Origin of the sequence: Xanthomonas sp. PPL134, assembly GCF_040595915.1 — a bacterium.
Classification (GTDB): domain Bacteria; phylum Pseudomonadota; class Gammaproteobacteria; order Xanthomonadales; family Xanthomonadaceae; genus Xanthomonas_A; species Xanthomonas_A indica.
Map to the genome: position 1 here is coordinate 701,152 of NZ_JAMDLL010000001.1, position 19,327 is coordinate 720,478.

General features: G+C 69.4%; 20 protein-coding genes. 6 read left to right on the forward strand and 14 right to left on the reverse strand.

The window, feature by feature from the left end:
• Positions 1-262 precede the first annotated feature (262 nt).
• The 4 genes from M3U25_RS03035 to M3U25_RS03050 all read left to right on the forward strand — a co-directional run bounded on the left by M3U25_RS03035 (position 263) and on the right by M3U25_RS03050 (position 5,062).
• A complete protein-coding gene (locus M3U25_RS03035) occupies positions 263-547 on the forward strand; it encodes a YfhL family 4Fe-4S dicluster ferredoxin (protein ID WP_017908325.1) in 285 nt (94 codons plus the stop codon).
• Positions 544-2,301: a gamma-glutamyltransferase gene (gene ggt / locus M3U25_RS03040; RefSeq protein WP_355500350.1), complete on the forward strand. Its 1,758-nt coding sequence runs from the start codon at positions 544-546 to the stop codon at positions 2,299-2,301. Before M3U25_RS03035 ends, ggt begins: the two co-directional genes overlap by 4 nt.
• A 52-nt stretch (positions 2,302-2,353) precedes the next feature.
• Entirely contained in the window at positions 2,354-3,247 is an 894-nt protein-coding gene (locus M3U25_RS03045; protein WP_254458485.1) for an MBL fold metallo-hydrolase, read from the forward strand.
• Between the two features lie 84 nt (positions 3,248-3,331).
• Complete coding sequence (locus M3U25_RS03050; protein ID WP_355500346.1) at positions 3,332-5,062, forward strand: glycoside hydrolase family 9 protein; 1,731 nt, start codon at positions 3,332-3,334, stop codon at positions 5,060-5,062.
• 25 nt (positions 5,063-5,087) lie between these two features.
• Here M3U25_RS03050 and upp read toward each other — a convergent pair whose 3' ends face one another.
• The 9 genes from upp to M3U25_RS03095 form a co-directional block, all read right to left on the reverse strand.
• Positions 5,088-5,720, reverse strand: a complete 633-nt coding sequence (upp, locus tag M3U25_RS03055; RefSeq protein ID WP_010342021.1) for a uracil phosphoribosyltransferase — start codon at positions 5,718-5,720, stop codon at positions 5,088-5,090.
• A 138-nt stretch (positions 5,721-5,858) separates the two neighbouring features.
• Positions 5,859-8,039, reverse strand: coding sequence for a methyl-accepting chemotaxis protein (locus M3U25_RS03060; RefSeq protein ID WP_355500342.1), 2,181 nt, complete (start codon positions 8,037-8,039; stop codon positions 5,859-5,861).
• A gap of 350 nt (positions 8,040-8,389) precedes the next feature.
• The gene (locus M3U25_RS03065; protein ID WP_242156789.1) at positions 8,390-8,722 is read right to left on the reverse strand and encodes a non-heme iron oxygenase ferredoxin subunit; all 333 of its coding nucleotides are present in this window, start codon (positions 8,720-8,722) and stop codon (positions 8,390-8,392) included.
• Positions 8,719-9,255, reverse strand: a complete 537-nt coding sequence (locus M3U25_RS03070; protein ID WP_242156791.1) for a GNAT family N-acetyltransferase — start codon at positions 9,253-9,255, stop codon at positions 8,719-8,721. Before M3U25_RS03070 ends, M3U25_RS03065 begins: the two co-directional genes overlap by 4 nt.
• A 169-nt stretch (positions 9,256-9,424) precedes the next feature.
• A complete protein-coding gene (locus M3U25_RS03075; protein ID WP_355500337.1) occupies positions 9,425-10,675 on the reverse strand; it encodes a cysteine desulfurase in 1,251 nt (416 codons plus the stop codon).
• The gene (gene sufD / locus M3U25_RS03080) at positions 10,672-11,934 is read right to left on the reverse strand and encodes a Fe-S cluster assembly protein SufD (RefSeq protein ID WP_355500334.1); all 1,263 of its coding nucleotides are present in this window, start codon (positions 11,932-11,934) and stop codon (positions 10,672-10,674) included. Before sufD ends, M3U25_RS03075 begins: the two co-directional genes overlap by 4 nt.
• Positions 11,931-12,698 carry a Fe-S cluster assembly ATPase SufC gene (gene sufC, locus M3U25_RS03085; protein WP_355500331.1) on the reverse strand — a complete coding sequence of 256 codons (768 nt, stop codon included), beginning with the start codon at positions 12,696-12,698 and terminating at the stop codon, positions 11,931-11,933. The genes sufD and sufC overlap by 4 nt, the downstream gene beginning before the upstream one ends.
• Before the next feature lie 121 nt (positions 12,699-12,819).
• Positions 12,820-14,262 carry a Fe-S cluster assembly protein SufB gene (sufB, locus tag M3U25_RS03090; protein WP_242156799.1) on the reverse strand — a complete coding sequence of 481 codons (1,443 nt, stop codon included), beginning with the start codon at positions 14,260-14,262 and terminating at the stop codon, positions 12,820-12,822.
• A 15-nt stretch (positions 14,263-14,277) separates the two neighbouring features.
• Positions 14,278-14,736 (reverse strand): SUF system Fe-S cluster assembly regulator, encoded by a 459-nt coding sequence (locus M3U25_RS03095; RefSeq protein ID WP_242156801.1) that lies wholly within the window; start codon positions 14,734-14,736, stop codon positions 14,278-14,280.
• A gap of 195 nt (positions 14,737-14,931) precedes the next feature.
• Here M3U25_RS03095 and M3U25_RS03100 point away from each other — a divergent pair, with 195 nt between their 5' ends.
• Together M3U25_RS03100 and M3U25_RS03105 are read left to right on the forward strand one after the other, a co-directional pair.
• On the forward strand, positions 14,932-15,399 hold the full coding sequence (locus tag M3U25_RS03100; protein ID WP_160947046.1) for an SET domain-containing protein-lysine N-methyltransferase: 468 nt from the start codon (positions 14,932-14,934) through the stop codon (positions 15,397-15,399).
• 98 nt (positions 15,400-15,497) lie between these two features.
• Positions 15,498-16,043: a type 1 glutamine amidotransferase domain-containing protein gene (locus tag M3U25_RS03105; RefSeq protein ID WP_355500325.1), complete on the forward strand. Its 546-nt coding sequence runs from the start codon at positions 15,498-15,500 to the stop codon at positions 16,041-16,043.
• A gap of 144 nt (positions 16,044-16,187) precedes the next feature.
• Here the strand turns inward: M3U25_RS03105 and M3U25_RS03110 are convergent, their stop codons facing one another.
• From M3U25_RS03110 to M3U25_RS03130, 5 genes are all read right to left on the reverse strand, one after another.
• A complete protein-coding gene (locus M3U25_RS03110) occupies positions 16,188-16,784 on the reverse strand; it encodes a DUF1439 domain-containing protein (protein WP_242156805.1) in 597 nt (198 codons plus the stop codon).
• 92 nt (positions 16,785-16,876) lie between these two features.
• A complete protein-coding gene (locus M3U25_RS03115) occupies positions 16,877-17,179 on the reverse strand; it encodes a DUF3861 family protein (RefSeq protein WP_160947043.1) in 303 nt (100 codons plus the stop codon).
• A 94-nt stretch (positions 17,180-17,273) separates the two neighbouring features.
• On the reverse strand, positions 17,274-17,840 hold the full coding sequence (locus tag M3U25_RS03120; protein ID WP_355500320.1) for a M23 family metallopeptidase: 567 nt from the start codon (positions 17,838-17,840) through the stop codon (positions 17,274-17,276).
• Positions 17,841-17,844: 4 nt separating this feature from the next.
• Positions 17,845-18,549, reverse strand: a complete 705-nt coding sequence (locus M3U25_RS03125; protein WP_355500317.1) for a tellurite resistance TerB family protein — start codon at positions 18,547-18,549, stop codon at positions 17,845-17,847.
• Positions 18,550-18,691: 142 nt separating this feature from the next.
• Positions 18,692-19,090, reverse strand: a complete 399-nt coding sequence (locus M3U25_RS03130; protein ID WP_026143706.1) for an HU family DNA-binding protein — start codon at positions 19,088-19,090, stop codon at positions 18,692-18,694.
• Positions 19,091-19,327 lie beyond the last annotated feature (237 nt).

The following is a 19,327-nucleotide window of genomic DNA, read 5'->3' on the forward strand; positions in this document are numbered from 1 at the left end:
ACTGTCGGGGAATCGCGCGGCACGGCGCGAACAGAGCCTCTCCGCCAGCGCGGAGAAGGGCCAGGGCCTACCGAGACCAGGCCAGCCATTTTCGACGCGGCGACTCTAGGCGCGGCCGCCACCGGCGTCAATCGCCACAGGCCGTTCGCTGCGCGGCTTCCGGCGCGGTGGCGATACAGCGTTCCGCACCGCGACGCCGCCTTCGCGGGGCCGTCCCGCCCCGATCCGGTAAACTGCACCGGTCAGTGCCGAAGTGCGCCACATGTCCCTCAAGATCAACGAGCTCTGCGTCAACTGCGACGTCTGCGAGCCGGCCTGCCCGAACCAGGCCATCGCCATGGGCGAGACGATCTACGTGATCGACCCGGCCCGCTGCACCGAATGCGTCGGCCATTTCGACGAGCCGCAGTGCGTGGTGGTGTGCCCGGTGGAATGCATCGACCCGGATCCGGCCATCCCGGAGACGCACGCGCAGTTGCTGGCCAAGCTGCAGCGCCTGCAGCGCGACCACCCCGAGTTGTACCCACAGGAGCCCCCTGCCGCATGAGAAGCCTCGTCCGCCGTGTCCTGCTGCTCGCCCTGGTCCTGACGCCGTCGGCGTGGGCCGAGGCGCCGGTCGCCGAGGCGACCGCCACCGCCCTGGCCGCGCATCCGCCCGGCGCCGCCATCGCCAGCGGCCACCGCCTGGCCACCGAGGCCGGCCTGCAGATCCTACGCGAGGGCGGCAATGCCTTCGACGCCGCGGTGGCGGTGTCCTCGACGCTGTCGGTGGTCGAACCGATCAGCTCCGGCCTCGGCGGCGGCGGGTTCTTCCTGCTGCACGACGCCAGGACCGGCAAGGACGTGATGCTGGACGCGCGCGAGACCGCGCCGGAATCGGCGACGCCGGCCGCGTTCCTGGACGCCAAGGGCGAGCTGGACCGCGACCGCTCGATCAACGGCCCGTGGTCGGCCGGCATCCCCGGGCTGCCGGCGGCGCTGGTGGAACTGGCGACCAAGCACGGCCGGCTGCCGCTGCGGCAGTCGCTGGCGCCGGCGATCCGCATCGCCCGCGAAGGCTTCCCGGTGTACGCGCGCATGGCCGAGGGCTACCAGTCGCGGCGCAAGGTGATGGAGCGTTATCCCGGTACCCGCCAGGTCTACCTGCGCAACGGCCGCCCGATCGCCGTGGGCGACGTGTTCAAGCAGCCGGAACTGGCCAATACGCTGCAGCTGCTGGCCGACAAGGGCTTCGACGGTTTCTACCGCGGCGCCACCGCCAAGAAGCTGCTGGCCGGCGTGAAGCAGGCCGGCGGGCGCTGGACCGCGGAGGAACTGGCCGGCTACACGGTCAAGGAGCGCACGCCGATCCGCTTCGACTACAAGGGCTGGACCATCACCACCGCGCCGCCGCCGTCCTCCGGCGGCATCGCCCTGGCCAGCATGCTGCAGATCCTGGAGGGCTACGACCTCAAGACCATGGATCCTGTGCACCGCGTGCACCTGACCGTGGAAGCGATGCGCCGCGCCTACCGCGACCGCACCTTCTTCCTGGGCGATCCGGACTTCACCCACGTGCCGCAGCGCATCCTGCTGAGCAAGGACTACGCGGTGGGTCTGCGTTCGGGCATCGACCCGGAGAAGGCCACGCCCAGCGACCTGCTGTCCGGCCAGCCGACCCCGCTGGAAGACGACGAGACCACGCATTTCTCGATCATCGACGGCGAGGGCAACCGCGTCGGCGCCACCCAGACGGTCAACCTGCTGTACGGCTCGGGCTTGATCCCCAAGGGCACCGGCGTGCTGCTCAACAACGAGATGGACGATTTCGCGCTGCGTCCGGGCACGCCCAACGCCTTCGGCGTGATGGGCTACGCGGCCAACGCGCCCAAGCCGGGCAAGCGCCCGCTCAGCTCGATGTCGCCGACCTTCATGGAGAACGCGGACAAGGCGATCGTGCTCGGCACCCCGGGCGGCAGCCGCATCATCACCATGGTGCTGCTCGGCATCCTCGGCTACGACGACGGCCTCACTGCGCAGCAGGTCGCGGCGTTGCCGCGCTACCACCACCAGTGGCTGCCGGACGTGATCGAAGCCGAGACCGGCACCTTCGACGCGGCCACGGCGAAGGGCCTGGAAGCGATGGGGCATGCGCTCAAGCTGCCCGGCGACACCGCCGAGGACGGCCACGGCTCCAGCCACGTCTGGGGCAACCTGCAGACGGTGGAATGGGACAAGCGCCGCAACGTGCTCAGCGGCGGCAGCGACCCGCGCAACCCCGTTGGCAGCGCCGAAGTGCTGCAGACCGCGCCGGCGCCCTAACGCGCGTTTTGCGAATTTCCCATCCCTAATATCGACTCCCGAATCCCCGCCCATGAAGCTCTGGTCCATCCAAGGCAACGCGCAGAAACTCGACGGCGGCGCGATGTTCGGCAACGCGCCCAAGGCGCTGTGGCAGCAATGGGCCGCGCCCGACGACGGCAACCGCATCGCGCTGGCCTGCCGCGCGCTGCTGGCCAGCCCGCTGGCCGGCAAGACCGTGCTGTTCGAGACCGGCATCGGCGCGTTCTTCGCGCCGGCGCTGCGCGAGCGCTACGGCGTGCAGGAGGCCCGCCACGTGCTGCTGGATTCGCTGCAGGACGCCGGCTTCGCCCACACCGACATCGACGTGGTGGTGCTGAGCCACCTGCACTTCGACCATGCCGGCGGCCTGCTGGCGCCGTGGCGCGAGGGAGCGGCGCCGGAACTGCTGTTCCCCAACGCGCAGTTCCTGGTCGGCGCGGCGCACTGGCAGCGCGCGCTGCAGCCGCATCCGCGCGACCGCGCCAGCTTCATCCCGGAGCTGCCCGGCCTGCTCGAGGCCAGCGGCCGCCTGGAACTGGTCGACGGCGCGTACTCGCGCGCACTCGGCGAGGCGGTCCGGTTCCGTTTCAGCGACGGCCACACGCCGGGGCTGATGCTGGCCGAGATCGTCGGCCCCCGCCACGGCGAGGACGGCCAGGCGCACGGCGGGGTGGCGTTCTGCGCCGACCTGATCCCGGGCCGTTCGTGGGTGCACGTGCCGATCACCATGGGCTACGACCGCAACGCCGAGCTGCTGATCGACGAGAAGCGCGCGTTCCTGGAGGACGCGCTGGCGCGCGACGTGCGCCTGTTCTTCACCCACGACCCGGACTGCGCGCTGGCGCAAGTGCAACGCGACGCCAAGGGACGGTTCGGCACCGTGCACGAACTGCCGGCGCTGCAGGCGCGGCTGCTGGCGGCCTGAGCGCCGCGTGACGCAACTGCGTGCGGCGTGCCGGCGCCTGCCGTCGCGCTTGCAGCCGTCATCCTTGCCGGCGAATATCGGCGCATGAAGCTGCCCCACGCCCTGTCCTGCCTGTTCCTCGCCTGCCTGCTGCTGGGCGGTTGCACCTCCCGTGCCGACACCGCCATGCCGTCGCCAATTCGCCTGAACCAAGTCGGTTTCCTGCCCGCGGCGAGCAAGCTGGCGGTGGTGCCGGACGGCCACGGCGACGCGTTTTCGATCACGCGCGCCGACAGCGACGAGGTTGTGCTGAGCGGTACCCTCGGCGCCGCCGCGGTGTGGCCGCCGGCGCAGCAGACGGTGCGCATCGCCGATTTCTCCGCGCTGCGCACGCCGGGCCGCTACCGCCTGCGGGTCGACGGCCTGCCGCCGTCGGACAGTTTCGTCATCGGCGAGGACGCCTACAACGCGCTGTCACGCGCCGCGCTCAAGGCCTACTACTACAACCGCGCCAGCACCGCGCTGGACGGCGCCTACGCCGGCCGCCACGCGCGTGCCGCCGGGCATCCTGACGACCAGGTGCTGGTGCATGCCTCGGCGGCCTCGCCGGAGCGCCCGGCCGGCACCGTGATCGCGGCTCCCAAGGGCTGGTACGACGCCGGCGACTACAACAAGTACGTGGTCAACTCCGGCATCACCGTCTACACCCTGCTGGCCGCCTACGAGCAGTTCCCGGCGTATTTCGCCGCGCATCCGGAAGGCATTCCCGACAGCGGCGGCGGGGTGCCGGACATCCTGCGCGAGGTCGACTGGAACCTGCAGTGGCTGCTGGCGATGCAGGATCCGCACGACGGCGGCGTGTACCACAAGCTGACCAACCTGGACTTCGCCGGCATGCAGATGCCGGACCAGGCGCGCGCGCCGCGCTACGTGGTGCAGAAGAGCACCGCGGCCACGCTCGACTTCGCCGCGGTGATGGCCCAGGCCAGCCGTGTCTACGCGCCGTTCGATGCGCAGTTCGGCGGCCTCTCCACGCGCATGCTCAACGCCTCGCGGCGCGCCTGGGCGTGGGCGCAGGCGCACCCGGACGTGGCCTACCGGCAGCCGGACGACGTGCACACCGGCACCTACGGGGACAACCAGTTCGACGACGAATTCGCCTGGGCCGCCACCGAGCTGTACCTGGCCACCGCCGACGACGCGTTCTATGCGGCGGCGATGGCGCGCGACGTGCCGGCCAGCGTGCCGGACTGGCGCCAGGTCGGCGGACTGGCCTGGATGTCGCTGGCGCAGCACCGCGCGCGCTTGACCCCGCGCGCCGACCAGGCGCGCATCGCCAGCGAGATCGAGGGCCTGGCCGATCACCTGGTGCAGGTCTGGCAGGGGTCGGCCTGGCGGGTGACGATGCGCGAGGTCGACTTCCACTGGGGCAGCAACGGCACCGCGATGAACCAGGCGATGATGCTGCTGCAGGCCTACCAGTTGCAGCGCAAGCCCGAATACCTGCAGGCCGCGCAGTCGCAGCTGGACTACGTGCTCGGCCGCAATCCGCTGGGCATGTCCTTCGTCACCGGCATCGGCGCGCGCTCGCCGATGCACATCCACCATCGCATCTCCATCGCCGACGGCGTGGCCACGCCGGTCCCCGGCCTGCTGGTCGGCGGCCCGCAGCCGGGCCAGCAAGATGCCGAGGCCTGCAAGCACGCCTACGTGTCGAAGCTGCCAGCGCTGTCGTACCTGGACAAGGAATGCAGCTACGCCACCAACGAAGTGGCGATCAACTGGAACGCGCCGCTGGTGTACGTGAGCGCGGCGCTGCAGAACCTGCAGCGCTGAGCCACCGCCGGCGCGATGGCGCCGCTCACCCCAGGCGGGTGCCGAAGATGCGGTCGCCGGCGTCGCCCAGGCCCGGCAGGATGTAGCCCTTGTCGTTGAGCCGTTCGTCGATCGCGGCGGTGTACACCTCCACGTCCGGATGCGCCGCTTCCAGCGCCTGCAGGCCTTCCGGGGCGGCGACCAGGAAGATGCCCTTGATCCGCCGCGCGCCGGCGCGCTTGAGCATGTCCACGGTGGCGATGAGGGTGCCGCCGGTGGCCAGCATCGGGTCCAGGATCAGCGCGTCGCGCTCCTCCAGGCGGCCGGTGAGGCGTTCGAAGTAGGGCACCGGTTGCAGCGTTTCCTCGTCGCGCTGCAGGCCGACCACGCTGACCCGCGCCGCGGGAATCAACGCCAGCACGCCGGGCAGCATGCCCAGCCCGGCGCGCAGGATCGGCACCAGGGTGATCTTGGCGCCGGCGATGCGCTGCACCTGGGTCGGGCCGGCCCAGCCGTCCATCGTGTGGGTCTCGGTCTCCAGGTCGGCGGTGGCCTCGTAGCCGAGCAGGGTGCCCAGTTCGGTGACCAGCTCGCGGAAGCCCTTGGTGCTCAGCGCCGCGTCGCGCAACAGGCCGATCTTGTGTTGCACCAGCGGGTGGCGGACTTCGACGATCTTCATGGGCGCGCTCGCAAGGGGGAGGCGCACAGTGTGCCGCAGCCGGCTCCGGCGCCGCCAGGTGTCCGATGCCGGCGCATGCCGCGCGCATGGCCTGCGACGCGCCGATCGTGCGCGTCGCAGGCCATGCCGAGGCCGGGCTCAGGCCGCGGGGGCGAGCACTTCGGCGGCGGGCGCCTGGGTGCGCGCCGCGGCGACGCTGCGGGTCACGCCCGGCGCCGCGTGGCCCGTGTCGATCTTGAACAGCGCCACCGCCTGGGCCAGTTGCCCGGCCTGGTCTTCCATCGACCGTGCCGCGGCCGTGGCTTCTTCCACCAGCGCCGCATTCTGCTGGGTGGCTTCGTCCATCTGGGTCACGGTCTGGTTGACCTGCTCGATGCCGGCCGTCTGTTCCTGCGAGGCGGCGGAAATCTCGCCCATGATGTCGGTGACGCGCTGCACCGACGACACGATCTCGTGCATGGTCTTGCCGGCCTGGTCGACCAGGGCCGAGCCCTCGGCGACGCGGCTGACCGAGTCGTCGATGAGGTCCTTGATCTCCTTGGCGGCGTTGGCCGAGCGTTGCGCCAGCGTGCGCACTTCGCTGGCGACCACCGCGAAGCCGCGGCCCTGCTCGCCGGCACGTGCCGCTTCCACCGCGGCGTTGAGCGCCAGGATGTTGGTCTGGAACGCGATGCCGTCGATGACGCTGATGATGTCGCCGATCTTCTTGGAGGACGCCTCGATGCCGCTCATGGTCTGCACGACTTGGCCGACCACGTCGCCGCCCTGCGAGGCCACCGAGGCCGCACCGACCGCCAACTGGTTGGCCTGGCGTGCATGTTCGGCGTTCTGGCGGACCGTGGAGGTCAGTTCTTCCATCGACGCGGCGGTTTCCTCCAGGCTCGCGGCCTGCTGCTCGGTGCGGCGCGACAGGTCGTCGTTGCCGGTGGCGATCTCCCCGGCAGCGGCGCTGATGCTGTTGGCGGCGGTCTGGATGCGCGCGACGATGCCGGTCAACTGATCGCTGGTGGCGTTGGCGTCGTTGCGCATCCGCGCGAACACGCCCTGGAACTCGCCGTGCATGCGCGCGGTGAGGTCGCCGGCGGCGATGGCCTGCAGCAACGCCGACAGCTTGCCCAGGTTGACGTCGCTGACCTCCATCATCGCGTTGAGGTCCTGCACCATCAGCTGGAAGTCGTGCTGGAAGCGCGCGGCATCGCCACGGGCGCTGAAGTCGCCGGCCGCGGCGGCCGCCGCCAGGCGCTTGATCTCGGTGTTGATCGCCAGCAGGCTGGCCTTGGCCGCATCCATCGATTCATGCAGTACCGCACGGCTGCCGGGCAGGCGGCGCGCGTCGCGGCGCAGGTCGCCGTTGGCGTATTCGTTGAGTACGTCGATGGCATCGACGATGGCATCGAGGTGCTCGAACATCATGGTGTTGATGCCCTTGCTCAGCTCGCCGTACACGCCGGGGAAGTCCTGCGGCATGCGGTGGCTGATGTCCTTGTCGGCATGCAGTTCGATCATCCGCGCGGTTTCGCCGGAGAAACGCTGCAACTGGGTCTGCATGCGGCCCATCGCCTGCAGCAGGCGGCCGGGTTCGTCGCGCGCATCGGTGGCCACGTCGTTGTCCAGGCGGCCCTCGGCGATGGCTTCGGCCGCGCGGGTGGCGCGGGCCAGCGGCACGGTCAGGCTGCGGGTGATCATCCACGCCAGCAGACTGCTGACCAGCACCACGGCCAGACCGCCGGAGATCAGCAGGATGCGGCCGCGCTCCATCGCCGCGGTGGCGGCGGCATAGGCCTGCTCGCCGTTGTTGCGCTGCCAGACCGCATAGCCGCCGATCGCCTCGCGCCAGCGCTGGGTGGCCGGCGCCGCCTGGTACAGCAGCACCTTCATTGCATCGTCGGACTTGTAGGTCAGCCCCAGCTCCAGCACCTGCTGGTTGAGCTCGGTCGCCTGCGCGTAGGTCCGGTTCATCTGCTCGCGCAAGGCGCGATCACGCGGGCCGGTCGCCGGGATGGCGAACAGTTTGGCGCTGTATTCGCGATAACGGCGCAATTCCTTCACCATGATCTTGGCGAAGGCGATGTTCTCTTCCTGGGTGGTCGGCAACACGATGTTGCGCAACTGGATGCCGATGTCCGAACTGGCATCGAGCATTTCGTTGGTGTAGACGATGGTGGAGACCGTGCGACGGGCCACGGTGTCCAACTGGCTGCGCGCCTGCGAGAGGGTGAGCAGGCCGCCGACCACCAGTCCGCAGGACAACAGGATGAGCAGGCCGAAGGAGAAGGAGAGGCGTCGCGAGACGTTGTAGCGATGCAGAAGAGCGGTCATGCGCTGGTCCTGGCAGGAGGGGATGGGAGTACCAGAGATGGTCGCGGCACTTGATTGATACGAAAAGCAACGAATATTTCACGTAATCGTGACGCAATTGCATATCCGTCTACTTCGTCTCCCCTTAGCGGCGTGGAGCCCGCGTTCTTTAATCGAATCGGTCGAGTTGCCCTCTGCGTCACAGTTGTCGCGTCCTTGGCGCGCACGCGGCAGCGCCAGCGAGGCCGCTGGCGTCCGCTGCTAGGAGTGTCGGAAGAGGGAGATCGTTGGGTGTGGCGTGAAGCAAACGAGAGGTTCAGCGCGCGCCTCGACAGCACGCCCAGCGCCGATCGCGACGAAAGTGCGCGGCCTCAGCCGCGGTCGTCGCGGGTCCAAAGCCCGCCATGCTCGGACTTCACCGGAAATTTCGGTACCGGCCCATAGGCTGGCGCGCACAGCGCGCGCCCGTCGCGTACGTCGAAGCGGGCGCCGTGCAGCACGCACTCGATGCTGCCGGCGGCGGCATCGAAGGTGCCCGGCGACAGTTCGTAGTCTTCGTGGCTGCAGCGGTCTTCCAACGCATAGAACTGGCCGTCGAAGTTGAACACCACGATCGGCGTGTCGGTCACTTCGTCCCACACCGTCTTCATTTCGCCCGGAAGCAGTTCGCCGTCCGCACAGACGAAGGTCCAGGTCTCGCTCATGCGGCACCGCCCAGCGGCTTTTCCAGGACCTCGAAGCGCAGGTCGTCGCGGCGGGGCAGGCCGAAGCGCGCATCGCCGTACGGAAACGGCTTCTTGATCCCGGTACGGCGATAGCCGCGGCGCTCGTAGAAGGCGATGAGTTCGTCGCGCAGGTCGATCACCGTCATCCGCATCAGCGGCAAGCGCCATTCCTGCCAGGCGATGCGCTCGGCCTCGGCCAGCACGGTCTTGCCCAGGCCGCCGCCTTGCGCCTGCGGCTGCACCGAGAACATGCCGAAATAGCCGGCGCCGTCCTCGTCGGCGACGTGCGCGCAGGCGACCAGCACGCCATCGCGCTCGGCCAGCAGCACCAGGCTGCGCGGGCGCAGGATGTCGTCGCGCAGCACCTCGCGGTCGATGCGGTTGCCGTCGAGCAGGTCGGCTTCGGTGGTCCAGCCGACGCGGCTGCTGTCGCCGCGATAGGCCGAGGTGACCAAGGCGGCGATGGCGTCGAGATCGTCGACAGTGGCGGTGCGGAAGGTGAGGGTGTGCATGGGGCCGATTTTAGGGCGTGCCGCAGGGAATGGGGAATGGAGACTCGGGAATCGAGATGCGCGCGCTTAACGTGGGAAGGGCGCCTTTAGCACCACTTCTGCCAGGCAAAGTCCGCACGTGGAGTGCTTTGCCGATTCCCGATTTCCTAATCCCGATTCCCGGCTCAAATCACGCCAACAGCGTGCGCACCTTGCGCAGCGCCGCCACGAAGCGCTCGATCTCGGCGTGCGTGTTGTAGAACGCCAGCGAGGCGCGGCAGGTCGCGGCGACGCCGTAGAACTGCAGCAGCGGATGCGCGCAGTGCTGGCCGGAGCGCACGGCCACGCCTTCCAGGTCGAGCAGGGTGGCCAGGTCGTGGGCGTGGGCGCCCTCGATCAGGAACGAGACCACCGCGGCCTTGCCGGGTGCGGTGCCGAACAGGCGCAGGCCGTCGATCCGCTGCAGTTCCTCGGTGAGGTGCGCGAGCAGTTCGCTCTCGCGCGTTTCCACGTGCTGCAGTCCGATCGTCTGCAGATAGTCCACCGCCGCGCCGAGGCCGACGAAGCCGGCGATGTTGGGGGTGCCGGCCTCGAACTTGTGCGGCGGCTCGTTGAACACGGTGCCGTCGAAGCTGACTTCCTTGATCATCTCGCCGCCGCCCAGGAACGGCGGCATCGCCTGCAGGTGCTCGCGCCGCGCCCACAGCGCGCCGGTACCGGTCGGGCCGCACATCTTGTGGCCGGTGATGGCGTAGAAGTCGCAGCCGATCGCGGCCACGTCCAGCGGCCGGTGCGGCGCCGCCTGCGAGCCGTCGATGACGCTGACGATGCCGCGCTTGCGCGCCTCGCGGCAGATCTCGCGGACCGGGTTGACCGTGCCCAGCACGTTGGAGACGTGGGCCAAGGCCAGCAGCTTGACGTCGGCGGTCATCGCCGCGCGCAGCGCGTCCAGGTCGAGCGCGCCGTCGGCGGTGATTTCGGCGACCTTGATCGTGGCACCGGTGCGCTGCGCGACCAGTTGCCAGGGCACGATGTTGGCGTGGTGCTCCATGCGCGACACCAGGATGGTGTCGCCGGCGCGCAGTCGCGGCAGTGCCCACGAGTACGCCACCAGGTTCAGCGCGAAGGTGGCGCCGCTGCACAGCACCAGTTCGTCGGCGCGCACGTTGAGAAATCGCGCCAGCCGGGTACGTGCGCCTTCGTAGGCCTCGGTGGCCTCGCTGCCGAGCGCGTGCACGGCGCGGCTGACGTTGGCGTTGTGGCGGCGGTAGAAGGCGTCGGTCGCCGCGATCACCTGCAGCGGCTTCTGCCCGGTGTTGGCGTTGTCGAAGTACACCAGCGGCTTGCCATGCACTTCCCGCATCAGCAGCGGGAAGTCGCGCCGGACCGCGTCCCAGTCCGGCGCCTGCGGCGTGGCGGTGTGCGCGGCGGGCCCGTTCATGCCACGCCTGCGGCGCTGAGCGCCCGCTCCAGCCGTGCCAGCAAGCCTTCGCCCAGTGCCGGCTCCAGTGCGCCCAGCGGCTCGCGGCAGAACGCAGCGGTCAGCAGTTGCTGCGCGCGCTCCTGCGGCAGGCCGCGCGAGCGCAGGTAGAACAACGCGTTGGTGTCGAGTTGGCCGACGGTGGCGCCGTGCGCGGCCTTGACCTCGTCGGCATCGATCACCAGCACTGGCTGGGTATCGATCTCGGCGTCGGCGGACAGCAGCAGGTTCTTGTTCGACAGCGCCGCGTCGGTGCCGTCGGCGCCGTGGCGGATCTGGATGCCGCCATGGAAGGCCACGCGGCTGCGCCCGGTGGCGACGCCGCGCCACAGCAGTTCGCAGGCGGTGTCGCGGGCGATGTGCTCGATGCCCAGGCGGGTGTCGAGCTGGCGCCGGCCGTTGCCGAGCAGCACGCCGTTGGCGACGAGCCGGGCGTTGTCGCCCTCCAGGCGCACGTTGAGTTCGTGCCGGGCCAGCGCGCCGCCCAGTTCCAGGTCCACGCGCCGGTACTGCGCATCGCGCGCCAGCACCGCATCGGTGCGCAGCAGCGCGGTGACGCCTGCCGCCTCGTCCTGCACGCGGGCGTGGCTCAGCTGCGCCCCGGCGGCCAGGTGCACGTGCGCCAGGCTGTTGCTCAGGTGCGCGGCGTCGCCGGCATGCAGGTGATGCTCGACAAGGGCCAGCGTCGCGTCCTGGCGCAGTTCGATCAGGTGGCGATGGTGCCAGGCCAGGTCGGTCTCGGCGGCGGTGGAGACGAACACCAGGTGCAGCGGCTGCGCCACGCGCACGCCGGCGTCCACCCGCAGCACGCTGCCTTCGTCGGCGAGGGCGGCGTTGAGTCGGGCGAACACCTCGTCGCTGCGCTCGAAGCGGCGGCCGAGGAAGCGCATGGCATCGTCGCCGCTTTGCAGGATCGTCGACAGGCGCTGCAGTTCCACCCCGGCCGGCAGGCCGGACAGGTCCGACAGCGTATCGCTGGCGCGGCCGTTGACGAACACCAGGCGCGGTGCCGGGATGCCGTCGAGCAGCGCCGCATCCACTGCCGGTGCGGTCTGCGGTGCGGGCGCGAAGCTGCGCCGCTCCAGCGCGCGCAGCGAGGTGTACTTCCAGGCTTCGCTGCGCGCGCCGGGCAGGCCATCGCGCAGCGCCTGCTCCAGCGGCGCGCGGCGCGCGCCATCGCCGTGGAACGCGGCGGCCAGCGAGTCGAGCAGGGCGCTCATTGCACTGCCGCCTCGGGCGCCACGCGCTCCTTCAGCCAGGCATAGCCGTGCGCTTCCAGTTCCAGCGCCAGTTCGGGGCCGCCGGTCTGCACGATGCGACCATCGGCCAGCACATGCACCACGTCGGGCTTGATGTAGTCGAGCAGGCGCTGGTAGTGGGTGATCACCACGAACGCGCGCTCCGGCGAACGCAGCGCGTTGACGCCTTCGGCGACGGTCTTGAGCGCGTCGATGTCCAGGCCGCTGTCGGTCTCGTCGAGGATCGCCAGCTTCGGTTCCAGCACCGCCAGTTGGAAGATCTCGTTGCGCTTCTTCTCGCCGCCGGAGAAGCCCTCGTTGACGCCGCGATGCAGCAGTTCGTCCTTGAGGTGCAGCACCGCCAGCTTCTGCCGGACCAGCTTGAGGAACTGCATCGAATCCAATTCGGCCTCGCCGCGCGCCTTGCGCTGCGCATTGAGCGCGGCGCGCAGGAAGTAGGTGTTGTTCACGCCGGGGATTTCCACCGGGTACTGGAAGGCCAGGAACAGGCCGGCGGCGGCGCGCTCCTCCGGTTCCAGTTCGAGCAGGTCGGCGCCCTCGAAGCGCACGCTGCCGGCGGTCACGGCGTAGCCGTCACGGCCGGCCAGCACGTTGCCCAGGGTGGACTTGCCGGCGCCGTTGGGGCCCATGATGGCGTGCACTTCGCCGGGCTTCACCTGCAGCGAAAGGCCCTTGAGGATGTCCTTGCCGGCAACGGAGGCGTGGAGGTTGTCTATGGTCAGCATGATATTGGGAATCGGGAGTCGAGAATGGGGAATAGGGACGAGCAGGTAGCGGTGCAGCGGAAAGATGCGGGAAGAGAACCGATTCCCGATTCTCCATTCCCGATTCCCGGCTTCGCAGGCGTCAGCCCACCGAGCCTTCCAGCGACACTTCCAGCAGCTTCTTGGCTTCCACCGCGAACTCCATCGGTAGTTCGCGGAACACCTGCTTGCAGAAGCCGTCGACGATCATCGACACCGCGTTCTCCTGGTCGATGCCGCGCGCGCGGCAATAGAACAGTTGGTCGTCGCTGATCTTGGAGGTGGTGGCCTCGTGCTCGACGGTCGCGGTGGGGTGGCGCACCTCGATGTACGGGAAGGTATGCGCGCCGCACTGCTTGCCGATCAGCAGCGAGTCGCACTGGGTGTAGTTGCGCGCGCCCTCGGCGCTGCGCTCCACCTTGACCAGGCCGCGGTAGGTGTTCTGCCCGCGGCCGGCGCTGATGCCCTTGCTGACGATCTTGCTCTTGGTGCGCTTGCCGACGTGGATCATCTTGGTGCCGGTGTCGGCCTGCTGGCGATGATGGGTCAGCGCCACCGAGTGGAACTCGCCCACCGAGTCGTCGCCCAGCAGCACGCACGAGGGATACTTCCAGGTGATCGCCGAGCCGGTCTCGACCTGGGTCCAGGTGATCTTGCTGCGCGCGCCGCGGCACTCGCCGCGCTTGGTCACGAAGTTGTAGATGCCGCCGCGGCCTTCCTCGTCGCCCGGATACCAGTTCTGCACGGTGGAGTACTTGATCTCGGCGTCTTCCAGCGCCACCAGCTCGACCACCGCCGCATGCAACTGGTTCTCGTCGCGCATCGGCGCGGTGCAGCCTTCCAGGTAGGACACGTAGGCCTTGTCCTCGCACACGATCAGGGTGCGCTCGAACTGGCCGGTGTGGCCGGCGTTGATGCGGAAATAGGTGCTCAGCTCCATCGGGCAGCGCACGCCCTTGGGGATGAACACGAAGCTGCCGTCGGAGAACACCGCCGAGTTGAGGGCGGCGAAGAAGTTGTCGCCGACCGGCACCACGCTGCCCAGGTACTGCCTGACCAGCTCCGGGTGTTCCTTGATCGCCTCGGACATCGAGCAGAAGATCACGCCCTTCTCGGCCAGCTCCTTGCGGAAGGTGGTGCCGACCGAAACCGAGTCGAACACCGCGTCCACTGCCACGCCGGCGAGCTTGGCGCGCTCGTGCAGCGGCACGCCGAGCTTGTCGTAGGTGTCCAGCAGCTCCTTCGGCACCTCGTCCAGCGAGGCGTACTTCGGGCCCTTGGGCGCGGAGTAGTAGCTCAGCGCCTGGAAGTCGATCGGCGCGATGTCCAGCTTGGCCCAGTGCGGCATCGGCATCTTCAGCCAGTGCCGGTAGGCGGCCAGGCGCCAGTCGGTCATCCATTCCGGCTCGTCCTTCTTCACGGACAGGGCGCGTACGACGTCCTCGTTGAGGCCGGGCAGGAACGAATCGGATTCGATGTCGGTGATGAAGCCGGCGTCGTAGCGACGTCCCAGCCGTTCCAGGATTTCAGCGTTTTCGGTGGCCATGGGGCTGCCTACAGGTCAGGTGGTCGCGAACCGCACGGCGATGGGTCGCCGTTTCGGATCGCCGGAGGGGGGGAGGGGGTGGAGCATCTGCGCCAGGGTCACGCCGCGCAGCGCGTCGGCGACCACGTCGTTGATCAGCCGCCAGTTGGAGCGCACGCCGCAGGTCTGGGCGATGCTGCACTGGCTGCCGTGGTGGCTGCATTCGGTGATCGCCAATGGGCCTTCCATCGCCTCGACGATCTGGATCAGGGTGATGGCGTCGGCCGGGCGCGCCAGCCGGTAGCCGCCGCGCACGCCGCGCAGGCCTTCGACCAGGCCGGCCTGGGCCAACGGCTTGAGCAGCTTGCTGACCGTGGGCGACTCCAGCCCGGCCTGCTCGGCCAGTTCGGTCGCGCTCAACACTTCGTTCGGACGCGCGGCGAGCACGGTCAGGACGACGGTGGCGTAATCGGTGAGCTTGGTGACGCGGAGCATGGCGACACGGTCGAATTTCAATGCGGACCGAAATTGTACTCTTTTGCGCCGCAGGGTCCAACCCGGCCATTCATCTTTTCTTTCGATCGTTGCGATTCGGCCTCGCCGGGGTGGCGTCTGACGGCCTGGCACGCGTGGGCTTGGGATCGCGGGCGATGTGCGCCAGAATCTAGGCTTTCCTGTCCGGATCGCCGCATGCCCCGCAAGATCGCCGCCCGCAAGTCCCGTATCCATGGCAACGGCGTGTTCGCCGTGCTGCCGCTCAAGAAAGGCGAGCGGGTCATCGAGTACAAGGGCCGCCGCCGCACCCACGCCGAGGTCGACCGCGACGAGGCCGGCGACGTCGAGACCGGGCACACCTTCCTGTTCACCCTCAGCGACGACTACGTGATCGACGCCAACTACGAGGGCAACGACGCGCGCTGGATCAACCACAGCTGCGCGCCGAACTGCGAGGCGGTGATCGTCGAGGCCGAGGGCGAGGACCGCCGCAAGGACAAGGTGGTGATCGAGGCGCTGCGCGACATCAAGCCCGGCGAGGAGCTCACCTACAACTACGGCATCACCCTGGCCGAGCGGCACACGCCGCGGCTGAAGAAGATCTGGGAATGCCGCTGCGGCGCCAGGAACTGCACCGGCACCATGCTGCAGCCCAAGCGCTAGCGTCACGTCCAGCCGTGCACGCCGCGCCGACGCGTGGTTCACGGCCTTGCCACTGCGGCGCTCCTAGGGTGGATGTTCCCCCATTCGAGGAGTGTCCCATGAGCGCAATGCCTTCCCTTGCCGGCAAGCAGGTGGCTGTCCTGGCCACCGACGGTTTCGAGCAGTCGGAACTGCAGGAGCCCAAGCGCTTGCTGGAATCCTGGGGCGCCCAGGTCGATGTGATCGCGCCGGGCGAGGCCACCAGCATCCGCGGCTGGAACAAGAAGGACTGGGGCGACAGCGTGCCGGTGGACAAGCGCCTGCAGCAGGCCCAGGCCGGCGACTACGACGCGCTGGTGCTGCCGGGCGGGGTGATCAATCCCGACAACCTGCGCACCGAGCCGACCGCGATCGCCTTCATCCAGTCCTTCGCCAGCGCCGGCAAGCCGGTGGCGGCGATCTGCCATGGGCCGTGGCTGCTGGCCGAGAGCGGGCTGGTGCGCGACCGCCAGGTGACCTCGTGGCCGTCGCTGAAGACCGACCTGTCCAATGCCGGTGGACGCTGGGAGGACCAGGAGGTGATGGTGGACGGCAACCTGATCACCAGCCGCAAGCCGGACGACATCCCGGCATTCGCGCAGGCCGTGGCCAAGGCCCTGGGCTGAGTCCGCGGCGGTGCGCCTGCGCCGCCATGCTGGTGGCGTATGCCGAAGCGCGATCGACGTAGAAACGGCGGCCTTGGCCGCCGTTTTTTTGCGTGCGCGGTGTGCCGGACGGCCGTCGCCGGCATGCGCAGGCCAGCGTGTGGGTTATTGCCCGGGAAGCATGCCTGCGGGCACCAGCTTGCTGATGTCCTGATTGAAACGCACCACCAGCGCCCCGTTCTCCACGCCGGCCGACTGGATCTGCACGTCGCCGAGCATGGCGGTCAGGCGCGGATCCAGCTTGTAGATCGGCTCCTTGCGCGCATAGTCCTCCAGCCAGGCATTGAGCAGTTCGCGCGTGTTGGCGTCGAGCTTGCCGCCATTGGCGGCCGGGCGGAAGTCGTCGATGGTCGGCGACTGCAGGTGGAAGCTCTGGCTCTGCTGGTCGTAGCGCAGCGCGCTGGTCAGCAGCACCTGTCCCAGTGGCGTCGCCGCGCCACCGCCGGTGGCCATGCTCAGGTCGAACTGCATCTTCAGGCGATCGCCCGGCGGCAGGCTCAGCTTCGGGTCGCGAACGGTCATCTTGATCAGCCCGCCGAGCGCCTTGTGCGTCTGCGGGAAGCTGCCGTCCAGATAGTGCTGCACGTCGGCCGCACCGACGCTGACCTGGCGGCCCTGGATGGACGGCTCGGCCTGGACCTGAGCGGCGGTGGCGAGCAGCAGCAGCGCCGCGGCGCGCAGGGTGAACTGGCGGAAGGTCATCGAGCGGGCCCTGGCAACGAAGTGGGTTTCACCATAACCGCAGGCGGTGAATGCGCGATTAGCGGAATCGCCGCGCTCCCCGCGTCGCGGCCTTACGCGACAGGCGCAGGCGCCAGCCGTGCGAGCAGGGCATCCAGCGCCGGCTGCAACGGCGCCAGCAGCGCGCGCGCCTCGCCGTCGCTGCGCTCGCCCAGGCTGCGCAGCAACTGCGTGCCGACGATCAGCGCGGCGCGCTCGTCGCCGCGCAATCCCGGCTGGCGCTGCGCCGCCTCCAGCAGGCGCATCCAGTCCTGCCGGCAGCGTGCCTCCAGTTCGATGGTGCAGCGGCCCTGGCAGGGCAGGCCGTCGTCCTGGATCGGGGTGACGGTGACGCGGTAGCGTTGGGAGGCGGTCATGGCAATGGCGCACGCGGTGTGTGCCTCCAAGATAGGCGCGGCCAGGCGCCACCACGAGCCTGCTGCCCGCGACGCTCTGTTCCAGTGCTTCCGTTCAGCGTCCGGCGCGCAGCAGCGGCAACGGGTCGTAGGCGCCGCCCTCGGCGTAGATGCCGTAATGCAGATGCGGTGGGGTGCCGCGCGCGTTGCCGCTGTCGCCCACCGCGCCAAGCGGGTCGCCGGGTTCCACCAGGTCGCCGACCTGCAGCCCCGGCGCCCATGTCTCCAGGTGCGCGTAATAGTGCCGCTGCCGGGCCGGGCCGAGCACCCAGACCTGGCGGCCGCCGAGGCCGCCGTCGGCGATGGCCACGACGATGCCGCGCGTGGCCGCCACCACCGGCGTGCCGCGTTTGGCGAAGATGTCCACGCCGGCGTGCTGGCGGTCGCGCCCGCGCGGCGCGCCGAAGGTGGCGGCGACGCGGCGCGGATCTACCCCTTCGACCGGCATGTGCAGCGCAGTCGGAGCCGGCGCCCGGGCCAGCTCCCAGCCGACGCGCAGGCGCTGCGCCCAGGGATGCCGCCAGGCCCAGGCGGCAGCCACCGCCAGCGCGGCAAGCATCGCCGCGCGCAGCAATTCGCGGCGCAGGCGCTGCGCTGGCGAAGGCGCGGGCGCAGCGGTCATGCGCTCAGTCCGCGTGCAGCGTCGCGGCCTGTTCCTGCAGGCGCTGCTTCAGGGCGTCGTCGATGCCGAGCTGCCGTGCCAGTTCGTCCAGGTAGCTGCGCTCCATGAAGCTCTGCGCGTCGGCGGCGAGCAGGCTGGCCAGGTACATTTCCGCGGCCATCTCCGGGGTGGTCGACGCGCGCGCCACCTCGGCCGGATCCAGCGGCTTTTCCAGTTCCGTATGCAACCACTGCTGCACGCCGGCGTCGTTGCCATGGAGGCGGGCGAACTCGCCTTCGATCAGGCTGCGTTCGCGTTCGTCCAGGTGGCCGTCTGCCTTGGCCGCGCCGACCAGCGCGCGCAGCACCGCCTGGCTGTGCTGTTCCACTTCCAGCGGCGGCAGCCGGTCCAGCGTCTGCGGTTCGGGTGCGGCGGCGCCGAGTTGCTGGCGGCGATAGTCGCCGTAGGCCCGATAGGCCATCAGCCCCAGCGCGGCCAGGCCGCCGTAGGTCGCCAGCTTGCGGGTGGTGCGGTGTTTGCCGAGCAGCAGGCCGAGCGCGCCGCCGCTGAGGGCTCCCTTGCCGAAGTCGGCGTTGAGCAGGCCGCCCAGGCCGCCGGCGGCCTGCTGCGCCGGTGCGGTCGGAGCGGCGGTGCCGGTCTTGCCCATGGCCTGGCCGGCGGCGCCCTGCGCCGATTGCAGCAGTTGGTCGAGAAAGCCCTGTAGTTTCATGCAGGTGATCCTGTCGAAGGGAAGCACCGGTATAGCCGCCGCGGCCTTAGCGGGCCGTCAACCCGAATGCGCAGGCGGCCAAAAAAAACGAGACGGCCGAAGCCGTCTCGTCGATGTGCTTGCCTGGATCAGGCGACGCTGCTCAGAGCGCGGCGTCCTTGAGCTTCTTCAGCGGGCGCACCTTGAGCTTGGTGGTGGCCGGCTTGGCGGCGAACCACTGCTCTTCCTTGGTGAACGGGTTGATGCCCTTGCGCTTCGGCTTGGCCGGCACGCTGACGGCGGTGATCTTCAGCAGGCCCGGCAGGGTGAACGAGCCGGCGCCCTTCTTGCTGACCGAACCGGCCACGGCATGCTCCAGCGAGGCCATCACGGCGCGCACGTCCTTGGCGATGACGCCGCTGGTCTCGGCGATGTGCGCCACGAGCGCGGACTTGCTCAGCACGTCCTTGATCGGCTTGGGAGCGGCCGGCTTGGCGGCGGCCTTGGTCGCTACCTTCTTCACTGCCTTCTTCGGGGCAGCCTTTTTTGCGGTCTTTGCCATGATGTCCTGATTCCGTATTTGGTGGTTTTGGGTCGCGCCGACCCCGTCGGCATGGCGAAATGTAGGGCATGTGCTACGCCGCGCCAATAGGCCGGAAGCAAAAAAGCGCGAATATTCGCCGCGAACGCGGACTTTTCTGTCGGCGGCCGGCGCCGGCACCGGCAAATCCGCGGGGTGCCGCGGGTCCTTGCTACGGCACGCGCGGCCAACGCGATGGCTGCGCAGGAGCACGCATGC